Below are 13,126 nucleotides of genomic sequence, written 5' to 3' on the forward strand. Positions count from 1 at the left end.
TAAGGTTTTCTTGAGCCAAATGCAATAGTTTTGGCCGGAAGACGCCTGCGGCAGAAAGGTTAGATCAAGCCGGCGGCCGTCATCAGTTCGACGACCTTCTTGCTGTCGAGGGTCGAAGCTTCGACTTTCGGGGCGTTGAGATCGGCAAGCGGGGTGAGCTTGTCATTGGAGGGCGCATCCTTGCCGATGGCATATTCATAGGAATCGCCATCCTTGAGGACTGCCTGGCCAGCCTTGCTGGTGAGGAACTTCAGGAAAGCCTGAGCTTCTTTCATGTGCTGCGTGGACTTGAGGATGCCGCCGCCCGAAACGCTGACGAAAGCGCCCGGATCCTGGTTCTTGAAGTAATGCAGGCCGACATTCTTGCTGTTCTCGCCTGTTTTGGCCTGATCGCCGAACCAATAATAGTGGTAGATGATCGCGCCTTCGACTTCGCCAGCGTTGACGGCCTTCATGGCGACGCTGTTGCCCTTGTAGGGCGTAGCGTTTTCCTTGAAAGCCTTCAGCCAGGCGGCTGTCGACTGCTCGCCCTTGAGCTGCAGCAGGGCGGCGACGATGGCCTGGAAGTCGGCACCGGCAGGGGACGCACCCCAGCGGCCCTTCCAGGCGGGATCTGCTAGGTCTAGCATCGACTTCGGCAGCTTGTCTTCGGTGAGCTTCGTCTTGTCATAAGCAAAAACCGTGGTGCGGGCGGCAATGCCCGTCCACATGCCGTCAGCCGGGCGATACTGATCCGGAACCTGATCCAGCGTTTCCTTTTCGATGGGGGCAAACAGGCCCGCGCCATCGACCAGCGTCATCGCCGGCGAATTCTCGGTCAGGAATACATCAGCCGGAGAGGCGTCGCTTTCCTGGATGATCTGGTTGGCGAATTGCATGTCGCCGCCCTGACGCATGGTGACCTTGATGCCGGTCTCCTTGGTGAAGGCGTCGATCCATTCGCGGCCGAGGCTTTCGTGCTGGGCATTGTAAACAACGAGACCTTCGTCCTGCGCATGGGCACTGCCGGCGAGCGCGGTGGCGGCGAAAAGAGAAGCGACAAGCGCAAGGGAAAAACGATTAAGAGCAATGTTCATGATGGCCTCCGTGGCAATGGCGCGCCCGAGCTCCCAAGGGCGATGAGAGGCGTATATTTTTCCTGACTGCCGATTTCAAGTTTGGCTTGGCCGGAAAAGCCATCACAATATCTTGACTGAATATTTCATATTACGAGGGAATAGATTTCGATTTGGCCACAAAGGCGACGCTCCCCGAGCGCCGCCTCTGTTTCAGTGGCTTATTCGACGTCGAACTTGACGCCTTGGGCCAGCGGCAGCGTCCGGCCATAGTTGATCGTGTTGGTGGAGCGGCGCATATAGGCTTTCCAGGCATCCGAGCCGGATTCGCGGCCGCCGCCGGTCTCCTTCTCGCCGCCGAAGGCGCCGCCGATCTCGGCACCCGATGGCCCAAGATTAACGTTGGCGATGCCGCAATCCGAGCCGCGGGCGGAGACGAAGGTTTCGGCTTCGCGCATGTCGTTGGTGAAGATCGACGACGACAGCCCCTGCGGCACGGCATTGTGCAATGCCAGCACCTCGTCGAAGTCGCTGTATTTCATCACATAAAGGATCGGCGCGAAGGTCTCGTGCTCGACCGGGCCGGTCTGATCCGGCATTTCGACAAGCGCCGGGCGAACGTAGAAGGCCTCAGCCGAGCCATTGTCGACGCGTTCGCCGCCGGTCACCGTGCCGCCGGCCGATTTCGCCTCGCCAAGCGCTGCCTGCATCTTCTCGAAAGCCTGGCCGTCGATCAGCGGTCCCACAAGCGTACCGCTTTCGAGCGGATTGCCGATGGTGACGGAGCCATAGGCCTTCTGCAGGCGCGGCACCAGCTGGTCGTAGACGCTGTCATGCACGAAGAGACGGCGCAGCGTCGTGCAGCGCTGGCCGGCCGTGCCCATGGCGGAGAAGGCGACGCCGCGCAGCGTCAGGTCGAGATCGGCCGACGGACAGACGATCGCCGCATTGTTGCCGCCGAGTTCGAGAATCGCTCGGGCAAAACGCTGAGACAGGCGCGGACCGACGGCGCGGCCCATAGCCGTCGAGCCGGTGGCGGAAACCAGCGGGACCTTCGGATGATCGACCAGCACTTCGCCGACCTCGCGGCCGCCGATGATCAGCGTCGACAGATTGGCCGGTGCGCTACCGCCCTCGGCGACGAAACGCTTCAGCGCCTTTTCGAACAGCGCCTGAACGGCAAGCGCCGTCAACGGCGTCTTTTCCGAGGGCTTCCAGACGGTGGAATTGCCGCAGACCATCGCAAGCGCCGCATTCCACGACCAGACCGCAACCGGGAAGTTGAAGGCGGAGATGATGCCGATCACGCCGAGCGGATGCCAGCTTTCCATCATCCGGTGCTCGGAGCGCTCCGTGGCGATCGTCAGGCCGTAGAGCTGACGGGAAAGGCCGACGGCGAAATCGCAGATGTCAATCATCTCCTGCACTTCGCCCAGACCTTCCGAAGTGATCTTGCCAACCTCGATCGAAACGAGACGGCCGAGCGCCGCCTTGGAGGCGCGCAGTTCCTCGCCCAGCAGGCGGACCAGTTCGCCGCGCTTCGGCGCCGGCACGGCACGCCATTCGAGGAACGCCTGGTGCGCCGCTTCGATCGCCGCCTTCGTCTCGGAAACGGAATGTTCCCTGAGTTTGCCGATTTCCTTGCCGGTGACCGGCGAGGTGACGGAAAGCGTGCCGCCGTGGTAGCGGCCGGCATCGACGCCGAGTTCGGCAAGCAGTTTGGCGGTTTCGGTGGCGAGATCGAGGACGGCGATGGTCATTGTCGTGTTTCCAATCTTATTATTCTCAGAAGCGTGCATCGGCGAAATGGGCGACCTGAGCGCCGGCTTCGTACCATATTTCCTTGAGTGTACGGAAGCTTGGCTCGGTGGGCGAAGTCAGCGGCAGCGGCAGATCGGCTTCCGGAAGCCGGCCGAGGATATGCTCCGCCAGCGTACGGCCGAAGACCGTACCGGGGGCAATGCCACGGCCATTGTAGCCCGAAAAGCCGACGACACCAGGTGCGAATTTGTGGAAGCGCGGCAGCGCATTGTCGGTCATGCCGATATGGCCATACCATTCACACTCGAATTCGACGTCGCCGATCACAGGGAAGAGCCGCTTCAATGCGCGTTTGGCCCAACCCTTGTGTACGGCCAGTCCGGTATTGCGCAGCGCCCCGACACTGCCGAAAACGAGACGGCCGGCCTGATCCATGCGGAAGGAGGAGAGGATTTCCTTGGTATCCCATGCGCCTTCCCGCCCGGGCAGGATCGACTGGCGCAGATTGTGGCCGAGCGGCACAGTGGCGAAATTGAAATAGGGCAGATGCACCTGTTCGCTGCGCACCTGCTCCCATGGACCGGTGCTGTAGGCATCCGTCGCGACGATGATCCACTCGGCGCTGACTTCGCCGCTTGATGTCTTCACGGTCCAGCGGCTGCCGTTACGCTCCGTTGCAACGACCGGGCTGGATGTATGAATGGTGACGCCTGATTTGACGGCGGCATGGGCAAGGCCGCGCGCATAGGCAAGCGGCTGCAGCGTTCCGGCGCGTTTGTCGAGCAGCGAACCGGTATAGGCATCGCTGCCGATGCGTTTGGCCGTTTCCGCCGCATCGAGCAGCGTCACGGCGGCGCCGCGGGCGGACCATTGCGCCGCCCGATCCTCGATCTCCTTCGGCCCGTCCGCGCCGACCGCGCAATGCAGCGTGCCGTTCCGTTCGAGTTCGCAGGCAATCTGATGTTTGTCGATCAGCTCCATGACCAGCTTCGGCGCATTGCCGAGCAGATCGAGCAGACGTTCGCCATGCACCGGGCCGAGCACGCCGGGCAGATCGTTCGGCATCACCCACATGCCGGCATTGATCAGTCCGACATTACGCCCCGCGCCGCCGAAGCCGATTTCCTTGGCCTCCAGCAGCACCACCTTCGACCCGGCTTCGGCGAGATGCAGGGCGGAAGAGAGGCCGGTGTAACCGCCGCCGACGATGACGACATCGGCCGATACCGTGCCTTCGAGAGGCGAGGTCGTCGGCGCTTCGGGCGCTGTCTTTTCCCAGAGGCCGTGGGAACGCGGATCATTCAGCATGGCTCAGTCCGATCAGAGCGAAATCGCGGATACTCTAATGTATAAAAGAAAGTGTTGAACCTGCCATTTCACGCAACGGTCTTCAACGGCAAGTCCGCAAGGCCGAGCGCCTCCAGCGCCGAATCCAGCGATGCCGCCTGGCGTTCGGCGTAGAGCGCCAGCTCGTCCTGGACGGTAGCGCCGAGTGCTGCCTCGAAGGCGTCGCGGTTCGAGCGAGCCGCATAGTTCTGCTGCTGGTCGGTACCGAGGTTCGACTGGAAGATGCCGGCCGCGCTGACGGGCAGGAAGTCTTCGTAGACGATCGGGGTGAAGGCAAGGTAACCTCCGGCGATCAGCGCCTCCGGATCGCTGGGCAGCCTGCTGCCGACCGCAGCGGCAATGCCCGCAGGCGTCGCGGAATAGCGGAAGAAGGCCAGATCCGCCCTGCGCAGCTCGTCCCAGCTGTCCGGCAGCGCCTTGAAACGCGCGGCGAGTTCGTGATCGTAGGCGCCGGCCTTGGCGCCGCCGGCGCCCACCTGCACCTCGCCGCGAACCGAGGCGAGCAGCTGGTCGTAGAGCGCCCGGCCCTTCGCCGTCAACGCCACGCCGCGCTGTTCGATCTCGCCGAAGCGGGCGGTATGCGTCCCTTGTATCGCATCGTCATCATCGGAAAAGGCGATCGTTTCCTCCAGCGCCTTGAAACTCGTCTGCCGCAGCAGGATATCGCAATGACGGCGCGGCGGCCCTTCGATGACAGCCTTCGGCGTGATGCCGCGTTCCGGCATGAGGGCCTGGACCGCATCGATATCGAGCGTGCGCGGCGTCAGATGGTTGATGTGCGGTCCCCTGAAGCTGACGACGTCGGCGATCAGCCGATGGGCATCATGCAGGCGCTTGTAGGTTTCGGCGCTGACCGTCGCTTCGCCATGCCAGCGGAAGGTTTCCAGCGCCTCGGCGACGAATTCCGTCGCTTCCGCCTCGCTCAGGCCGCCCATGTGCTCGTGGCGCTCGATCAGCGCGATGGCGCGCGGTGTGTAGATCCGCCGTTTGGCCAGGATGGCTTCGGCCTCGCCGCGCAACCCTTCGTCCTCGATTAGTTCCAGTCGCAGCAACGAGGTGAAGACGCGGAATGGATTGACATTGAGCGCGGCCTCGTCGATCGGCCGGAAGCTGGTGGAATGAACCGGCACGCCGGCGACCGAAAGATCGTAATAGCCGACCGGCTGCATGCCCATGACCGCAAACAGCCGGCGAATGGTGAAGAGCTCATCTGCCGTACCGAGCCGGATAGCGCCGTGACGCTCGACCTCGATACGCTCCAGCTCGCCGGCGCGGGCCAGGCGCGCGCGCAGGTCGGGATCCCTTTCGAGGCAGCTGGCATTCACATCCGCCACCAGTTCGATCAGCGTGCCGTATTGCGGCACCTCCGCCCGGTACATCTGCGACATCGCCTCGGTGAAAAGCGATCGGATGCGGTCTGGGGAAACGAAGCTTTGCGGCATTGGGAAACTCCGGATCATTCCGTTTTTGCAGGATGAACCTCTTTACACGCGCGACAAAGGCGCAAATATCGCTATTTCGGAAATAGCCCATTCTGAAACGGAATGACCATGCTGACGTCCAGACGCTTTCTGCCATCGATTTCGCATCTCGCCGCCTTCGAGGCGGTTGCCCGCACCGGCAGCGTGACGGCAGCGGCGCGCGAACTCGATCTGACGCAGAGCGCCGTCAGCCGCCAGGTAAGCGCGCTGGAGGAGCAGCTCGGCGTCGAGCTCTTCCTGCGCGAACGCCAGACCATGCGGCTGACGCTTGCCGGTGACGGATATGCCCGCGAGATTCGCGAGGCGCTGCGGCGCATATCGAGCGCTTCGCTCAACCTGCGCGCCAATCCCCATGGCGGCACGCTTAACCTCGCCATCCTACCGACCTTCGGCACGCGCTGGCTGGCGCCGCGCCTGGGGCGCTTTCTCGCCGCCAATGCCGGCGTGACCATCAATCTGGTGACCCGGCTTTCGCCCTTCGATTTCCGCCTCGATTCGATCGACGCCGCCATCCATTTCGGCCACCCGCACTGGCCAGGCGCCGAACTCGCGCTTCTGATGTCGGAGCGCACGGTGCCGGCCTGCAGTCCGGATTTTCTGAAGCGATACGCGATCTCAGAACCAGAAGATCTGCTCGCCGTTCCGCTTCTGCACCTGACGACGCGTCCTGACGCCTGGGAGCAATGGTTCGCCGGCAATGGCGTTTCCTTCGAAAACGTGCACGGCATGCTCTTCGACCAGTTCGCCACCGCCGCGCAGGCGGCAATCGCCGGCCTCGGCGTCGCCCTGCTGCCGACATTCCTGATGCAGGAGGAGATCAGGCGCGGCGATCTCGTCGCCGCTGTCGATCGTGAGATGGAAAGTCGCGAGCGCTATTATCTCGCCTTTCCACCCGAGCGCGCCGACTATGCGCCACTTGCCGCCTTTCGCGACTGGATCGTCGCGGAAGCGGCCGCCGACCCGGCTGCGTGACGAACGGCTTGCATCGGCATGGCGCTTTCGACCATTATATCAGCCAAACAACTTTGCAGGAAATCTCCATGAAGCCGATCTTCGTCCAGCTCCAATGCGCACCCGGCAAGACCTATGAGGTCGCCGACGCCATCTACCAGACCGAACTGGTCTCGGAGCTCTATTCCACAAGCGGCGACTACGATCTGCTGCTGAAGGTCTATATCGAGGAAGGCCAGGATATCGGCAAATTCATCAACGAGAACATCGCCAATATTCCCGGCATCGTCCGCTCGCTGACGACGCTGACCTTCAAGGCATTCTAGAGCAATTCCAGCAAAAGTGCGCAGCGGTTTTGCGTCCGGAATTGCGTGAAAACAAAAGAGATAGAGCGTTTCCGTGACTCGAGAAAAACGGAAACACTCTGAATTCCCGTCAGACACGGTTAACCCTTTTCGCGAAGATTGGCCCTCGCAAGCGGTCGCCTAAACCGCGCCTTAACGCCGGGCATGTCTGGTCGTTGCTATCACGGGCCCGCGTCAGCGCAGGCCGGCAGGTGCAGCGATAGGTGGAAAATGTCGATCGTCGAGGCAGATAGGGCGCGCGCGGTGCCGCAGGTGGAAACGGCTCCGCTGATCGTTCATGTCGTGCGCCAGTTCCTGCCCAACCGCGGCGGCCTGGAAGACGTGGTCGCCAATCTCGCCCGCCAGACAGTGCGCCGCGGTTATCGCGTGCGCGTCGTCACGCTGGATTCGCTCTTTACGACGCCAGAGGACAAGCTGCCGCTTCGCGAAGATATCGACGGTATCGAGGTGGTGCGCATCCCCTGGTCCGGCACCAGCCGCTATCCGCTGGCACCGCAGGTCTTCCGCCATCTCGCCGATGCCGATCTCGTGCATGTCCATGCCATCGATTTCTTCTTCGACGCACTTGCCTGGGGCCGGCTGCTGCACGGCAAGCCGATGATCGTCACCACTCATGGCGGCTTCTTCCACACGCGGAAATACGCGACGATCAAGAAGATCTGGTTCCAGACGCTGACCCGGGCTTCGGCGATGGCCTACCGCCGCGTCGTCTGCTGCAGCGCCTCCGACCTCAAGCAGTTTTCCGAGATCGTGCCTGACAGCCTCCTGATCGAAAACGGCGCCGATATCGGCAAGTTCGCCGACACCGCTTCGCGCCGGGCAAAGCGCCGCATCGTCACGATCGGCCGGTTCTCGGTGAACAAGCGGCTGGACCACCTGCTCGATGCGATAGCCATGCTGAAGACCCGTGACCCGGAATGGCATCTCGACATCATCGGCGCCGAATCCGACCTGAACCGGGCGGATGTCGAAGGGGCAATCGAAAGCCGTCTTCTTTCCGGCCGCGTCACCCTGCATGTGTCGCCCGAGAACGACACCATCCGGCGCGTCATCGCAGAAGCCTCGATTTTCGCTTCCGCCTCGGAATATGAAGGTTTCGGCCTGGTGGCGCTGGAGGCGATGAGCGCCGGCCTCCTGCCGGTGCTGAACGCCAACGATGCCTTTACGACGCTTGCTGCCCGGCATCCCGTTCTCATGCTTGTCGATTTCACCAATCCTGAGACCGCCGCCACGGCGTTCGAAACAGCGCATGAAACTCTTTCGCGCCAACCGGAGACCGTTCGAGCTGAGCTTCTCGACGCCGCCCGCAGCTATTCCTGGGATATCGTCGCCGGACGTTACATCGATCTCTACAGATCGCTTGATGTCGTCGTCGCGAAAAGCATCTGATCCTGTCTTCCTGCCGCATAAGCTACAGCGTTGCGCGTGTGTGAAAAGAGGCGCGGCACTGTAAAATCCCCGGTTACGCTCTCGCCAGACGGATGATCTCGTCGAGCACGAATTTGCGCGATTGCGGCGGCGTTAGATTATGGTCGGCATCCGGCAGCATCAGCAGCCGCACGTTCGGATAGCGGGAAAGCCTGGCGCCGCGCGGCCCGAAGTGGAAATAGACGTGGTCGAGCCCGACATCGCCCTCGCTGTAGATCAGCGTCAGCGGCACCTTGCGTTTGCCGAACAGCGCGAAGGAGTGCCGAACCTCGCGGGCGATGTGGCGCCGGTCGGGGAGCAGCTCGAGGAGCGGCGCAATCCACGGCGACAGCCGGCGACCGGCGGCGATGACGATGTTCTGCAATGCCGAGACGACATCCACCTGGCCGCGCAGCAGCCGCTTCAGCGTGTCGAGCCGCGCCAGGCGCTGGCTGTAATCATCGAGGCTGCGGGGAACGGAGACGACATGCTCCCTGCGCACCGGCATGTCAGGATCCCAGTAATAGACGAACGGATTGATCGACACGACAGCCTTCAAGCGCTCGTCGGCGACGCCGGCGCGGAAGGCGACATAGCCGCCGCTGCATCGGCCGGCGACCATGACGGGGCCGGTGACGACGCTTTCGAGCAGGTCGAGCGCGGCGACCGCATCCGCGGTCTGCGTGTCCGAATAAAGCACCTGTTCGGGCGCGTCCGGCCGAGGTGGGCTGTCGCCGACATTAGCGGAATCGAAGCGCAGCGAAACGACGCCTTGGCGGGCGAGCTCGCGTGCCATATCGACCGTCGTCCGTCCCCAGCCGGCATGCCGGTCATAGGCCGTCGACAGGAAGAGCACGGCATTGCCCTTGATCTCGCCGAGCGGCCGGCTGACGACGCCAACCAGATGATTATGGCTTCCGAAACGGACCGGCGTTTCGGCAAAACCGTCGCCGGCAAGCAGCGGGTTGTCGATCGCCGTCGGCGAATGGGCGGCGGATGTCTCCGTCGTCGTTGCCTCCAGCCACGTCGTCAGCAGCGCGACGACAGCCATCGGCGTCTTGGCAAACAGCGGATTGGTGGCGAGCTCGTCATAGCCTTCGAAGGCCGTCTGCTCGACATCGGCGCCAAGCGCCTTCAGCGCATCGGCAAAGCCGGTATCCTCGGCCTTGGCAGGACGTTCGAGGATCAGATAGCGGGACGCTGCGAGCCCCTGCGGCGAGGCGATGTTGAGCTTGCCGAGCTCGGCAGCAATCTCTTCAGGCATGACGAGCCCGGCAATCTGCACCTTGGCGGTCTGGGCATGCTCCTTGCCAAGGCCGAGATCGGCATCGATGATCTTGGACCACATGTTGAGTTCGCGCAGATAAGCCCGGCCGCTCAGAACAGGCGCCAACATGACGAGGCTGTCGACGCCTTCGATCGAGGAACCGACGCGATGGGCAAGCGTCGCGCCGAGGCCCTGCGCGATGAGGATGATGCGGTCGCAGCCGCTCAGCGACTTCAGCTTGTCGGCGGCCGCACGGATCGAGTTTTCCCAGGTTTCCAGCCTTGCCGGCAGCGCCCCGAAATCGAGCGCGTCGCCGGTGCCGCGATAGTCGAAGCGCAGGCTCGCCACGCCGATATCCGAGAAACGCTCGGCCGCAACGCGGAAAAATTTGCGGCTGCACATCTCCTCGAAACCCCAAGGGCTGACGAAGAGCACGGCGGCCGAACGTTTCCTGGCGAGAGGATTCTGAGGCATGAACAGCCCGACCGTGCCATCGAAGACGACAGGCAGGGCAGCGCTGCGCCCCGCACCCTCGGCCGGTTCCAGCGAGAATTCACCGGGCGCGACCTTGGCGCGATCGGGATCGCCGGGAAGCCGCGGCGCGATGAAATTGATCGCATGTCCGACAGGTCGCCGCAGCAGGGACGGCATCTTGTCGAGAATTGAGCGCATGACTTCGACATCCTCGCCCGGCACGGCGCGCAGCACCCGGAGTGCTGCGAAATAAGCGAATGCGCCGGCGATGATCGCGCCGACCAGCCCGGCCGGACCCTGGACGAATTCCAGCACGGAAATCGCTCCGCAAGCACAGAGGACGGAGGCGAGCGTCACCTTCGTCAAGCTTGCGTAGAGACCCGAAAGCTGGGATCCGAATCCTGTCTGCCTGATCATCATCATCGACATCGCAACGAATACGAGGATGCGCACGATTGCAGCACCCTCGGCTGCAAGCCTAGGTACGATCAGTAAACAACCCGCTACCATCAGTAGGCCACCTATCACACTGATGTTCAGGCGGGAGCGGGCCCTGTCCATCGACAGCAGGTAGAGACTGAGGATCTGCATGAAGGTATAGGCGGGAGCGACGAGCGCAAGCAGCGCCACCACCGTCCCGCTGCGGCGGAACGCTTCGCCGAACACCACGAGCACCAGTTCGCTGGAGATCGCGGCAAGCCCGAGGCTCATCGGCAGCACGATATAGGCCATGCTTCGGGTGACGGCGGCGAAGACCTCGACCGGCAATGTCGAATCGTCGCTGCCGTGGCGCCGCTCGGAATAATAGGGCAGCAGGCTGCCGGTCATCTGGATCGGCAGTTGCAGCGCGATATTCGCGATCGACAAGCCGACGGCATAATAACCGACCATCTCCACCGACCAGAACTGCTGCAGGAAGAGCAACTCGAGCCGGTTGAGGAAGATGGAATCGATGATGAACTGGATCGACAGGATGACGGAGGAGGAGGCGAGATATTTCAGCGAGACCCCGCACCAGTCGCGCCGCGCAAGAAGGATCGGCAGCGTGGCGAAAAACAGCACCAGCTGGCCGAGCGCATAACCGACGAGAACGCCTTCGACGCCATAGAAAACGGCACCGACGGCAACGCCGGCAAGCTGCACGATCGAGACGGCGACCGTCAGCTTAAAGAAGGCGCCCAGCTTCTTTTCGCCGATCAGGTAGAATTTGACGAAGGAACCGATCGCCTGGATGAAAAACAGCACGCCCGTGACCAGAGCGACGGATGGCGCCGTGTCGGCCCAGTGCATCTTTTCTGAGGTCAGGAAGAACAGCGCGTAGAGCGCCAGCAGCACGACGGTCGAGAACATCATGAAGCTGACGAGGATGGCGGCAAAACCCCGCCGGCGGCGCGCGTCGAAGCCTTCCGCCGAAAGTTGCGGCAAGGTCTTCAGCAGCGTGATGCTGGAGCCGAGCTCGGCGATCGAGGCGCCGGTTACCACCAGCCAGAGCGAAAAGGCGACGATGCCGTTGGCTTCCGGCCCGAGCAGCCGCGCGGTTATGATCGATGACACAAAACCCGTCAGAAGCAGCAGCATGCCTGCCGCCGCGTTCATCACCGAGTTTGCGATAATACCCTTCGACATCTGTCCATCCGTCAGGATCGGCCTAAAGCGGGTCGCGATCTTCGGATCGCTCCTCGCGCTTTAGGTTTTTGTTTTTACGCATGTCGTTATCGCAAAACCGCTGCACACTTTTGCGCGACATGCTCTAAAGCCGCCCGTCATCACTAATGCGAAAATGTTAAAATAAAGCGGAGTGACGACCTCCTCTTAGCCGGTCGGCATCGCCGTCAGCGTCTGAAGCGCCTTCTCGTAACTGTTCTCCGCGAGGTAACGCAGCAGGAACGCCCGCGCCTTCTCAGCCTTCTCGCGTGCACGCTCGGGTGCGCGGAAGATGTCCAGCAGGTGCGCGGCCGCCGCCTTGGGAGAAGGGGCGGCCCAGACCGCGCCTTCGAGCCCGGCAAATTCAGGGTGGGTGTCCACCACCGGAATCAGGGGTGAGGCGACCAGCCAGCTATTGTCGGGATCGCAGAAATCCAACGTGCCCGACCAGGCCGTGGACACGACCGGCGTACGCTGCATGATCGCCTCTGCCACCGTCAGCCCGAAACCCTCGGAACGATGCAGCGAAACATAGGCGTCTGAGCAGTGGATGAGCCCGTTGATATCGGAGTCCGACAGCCTGTCGGTGACGATCCTGATCCGGGTGTTGCCTGCGACCGAGGCGACCAGTTCGCGCAGGCTTTCATCCTTGTTGATATCGCCACTGGCCTTCATCAACAGGAAGGCGCTGGGGCATTCGGCAGCGAATATCCGGAAGGCCTCGATGACGGCCTGCGGATTCTTCCGGTTGATCGAGGAGCCGGCGCTGAAGATGAAGCTGACCAGAAAGGCGTCTTCCTCGACGCCGAATTTCTGGCGCATGCCTTCCGTCGCCGGCTTCTCGGTGACGGGATGCGGAACGACGATGACCGGTGCCGCAGTGAGCGGTGCAATCGCCCGCCTGGTGAATTCCGACGGCACGAAGACGGCATTCATGTAATGCATCGCATTGCGCCACTCCGCCGGGACGATTTCGAGCTCCCAGGCGAAATAGCCGATGTTGAAGGCGCGGGTGAAATTGGCAACGCCCTTCTTCAGGATGGCGCGCGGCAGCATCGGCGGATTGAGATGCCAGATCCGGCTTCCCGCGGGTTCGGCGGTGAGATGCGACGGCATCCATCCGGCGAAGGAATTTTCGTCAGGATGCGTGCTGACATCGGAGAGCGAAATCGCCTGCCCCGCCTTCGACAGCGCGTCGGCGCAGAGCCTTGCCGACTCGCCGACGCCGACCGCCATCGAGAGATAACCGACGACTTCCACCGGCCTGCGCGGGTTGAAAGCAAGACGCGACCGCGGGATCAGCCGCTGCAGGACATGGGCGCGCAGAAAGCGGTACATCGTTCTCAAATCACGGTCTTTCCCAATGGATCGGCA

Annotated in this window: 9 protein-coding genes; 3 read left to right on the forward strand and 6 right to left on the reverse strand. The window is 62.5% G+C overall.

The window, feature by feature from the left end:
- Positions 1–59: 59 nt before the first annotated feature.
- The 4 genes from ACIPSK_RS28655 to hglS form a co-directional block, all read right to left on the reverse strand.
- The gene (locus tag ACIPSK_RS28655) at positions 60–1,076 is read right to left on the reverse strand and encodes an iron ABC transporter substrate-binding protein (RefSeq protein WP_162115061.1); all 1,017 of its coding nucleotides are present in this window, start codon (positions 1,074–1,076) and stop codon (positions 60–62) included.
- Positions 1,077–1,276: 200 nt separating this feature from the next.
- Complete coding sequence (gene amaB / locus ACIPSK_RS28660) at positions 1,277–2,815, reverse strand: L-piperidine-6-carboxylate dehydrogenase (protein ID WP_162115060.1); 1,539 nt, start codon at positions 2,813–2,815, stop codon at positions 1,277–1,279.
- A 25-nt stretch (positions 2,816–2,840) separates the two neighbouring features.
- Positions 2,841–4,124 carry an NAD(P)/FAD-dependent oxidoreductase gene (locus tag ACIPSK_RS28665; RefSeq protein WP_162115059.1) on the reverse strand — a complete coding sequence of 428 codons (1,284 nt, stop codon included), beginning with the start codon at positions 4,122–4,124 and terminating at the stop codon, positions 2,841–2,843.
- A gap of 68 nt (positions 4,125–4,192) precedes the next feature.
- Positions 4,193–5,623, reverse strand: coding sequence for a 2-oxoadipate dioxygenase/decarboxylase HglS (gene hglS, locus ACIPSK_RS28670; RefSeq protein WP_162115058.1), 1,431 nt, complete (start codon positions 5,621–5,623; stop codon positions 4,193–4,195).
- Positions 5,624–5,707: 84 nt separating this feature from the next.
- Here hglS and ACIPSK_RS28675 point away from each other — a divergent pair, with 84 nt between their 5' ends.
- The 3 genes from ACIPSK_RS28675 (at position 5,708) to ACIPSK_RS28685 (ending at position 8,349) form a co-directional block, all read left to right on the forward strand.
- The gene (locus tag ACIPSK_RS28675; protein WP_017966139.1) at positions 5,708–6,616 is read left to right on the forward strand and encodes a LysR family transcriptional regulator; all 909 of its coding nucleotides are present in this window, start codon (positions 5,708–5,710) and stop codon (positions 6,614–6,616) included.
- A 68-nt stretch (positions 6,617–6,684) separates the two neighbouring features.
- A complete protein-coding gene (locus ACIPSK_RS28680) occupies positions 6,685–6,921 on the forward strand; it encodes an Lrp/AsnC ligand binding domain-containing protein (protein WP_026154354.1) in 237 nt (78 codons plus the stop codon).
- 249 nt (positions 6,922–7,170) lie between these two features.
- A complete protein-coding gene (locus tag ACIPSK_RS28685; RefSeq protein ID WP_162115057.1) occupies positions 7,171–8,349 on the forward strand; it encodes a glycosyltransferase family 4 protein in 1,179 nt (392 codons plus the stop codon).
- Between the two features lie 73 nt (positions 8,350–8,422).
- On the opposite strand, the gene ACIPSK_RS28690 is transcribed toward ACIPSK_RS28685, so the two are convergent.
- Both ACIPSK_RS28690 and ACIPSK_RS28695 read right to left on the reverse strand, forming a co-directional pair.
- On the reverse strand, positions 8,423–11,734 hold the full coding sequence (locus ACIPSK_RS28690; RefSeq protein ID WP_162115056.1) for an oligosaccharide flippase family protein: 3,312 nt from the start codon (positions 11,732–11,734) through the stop codon (positions 8,423–8,425).
- A 186-nt stretch (positions 11,735–11,920) separates the two neighbouring features.
- The gene (locus ACIPSK_RS28695) at positions 11,921–13,099 is read right to left on the reverse strand and encodes a glycosyltransferase family 4 protein (protein ID WP_162115055.1); all 1,179 of its coding nucleotides are present in this window, start codon (positions 13,097–13,099) and stop codon (positions 11,921–11,923) included.
- Positions 13,100–13,126 lie beyond the last annotated feature (27 nt).

This window comes from Rhizobium sp. LARHSG275 (assembly GCF_052871115.1).

What these genes read in the sequence shown, in the direction of transcription:
- ACIPSK_RS28655 (WP_162115061.1), bottom strand. Translation starts at nt 1,076, where the DNA reads ATGAACATTGCTCTTAATCGTTTTTCCCTTGCGCTTGTCGCTTCTCTT.
- amaB (WP_162115060.1), bottom strand. Translation starts at nt 2,815, where the DNA reads ATGACCATCGCCGTCCTCGATCTCGCCACCGAAACCGCCAAACTGCTT.
- ACIPSK_RS28665 (WP_162115059.1), bottom strand. Translation starts at nt 4,124, where the DNA reads ATGCTGAATGATCCGCGTTCCCACGGCCTCTGGGAAAAGACAGCGCCC.
- hglS (WP_162115058.1), bottom strand. Translation starts at nt 5,623, where the DNA reads ATGATCCGGAGTTTCCCAATGCCGCAAAGCTTCGTTTCCCCAGACCGC.
- ACIPSK_RS28675 (WP_017966139.1), top strand. Translation starts at nt 5,708, where the DNA reads ATGACCATGCTGACGTCCAGACGCTTTCTGCCATCGATTTCGCATCTC.
- ACIPSK_RS28680 (WP_026154354.1), top strand. Translation starts at nt 6,685, where the DNA reads ATGAAGCCGATCTTCGTCCAGCTCCAATGCGCACCCGGCAAGACCTAT.
- ACIPSK_RS28685 (WP_162115057.1), top strand. Translation starts at nt 7,171, where the DNA reads ATGTCGATCGTCGAGGCAGATAGGGCGCGCGCGGTGCCGCAGGTGGAA.
- ACIPSK_RS28690 (WP_162115056.1), bottom strand. Translation starts at nt 11,734, where the DNA reads ATGTCGAAGGGTATTATCGCAAACTCGGTGATGAACGCGGCGGCAGGC.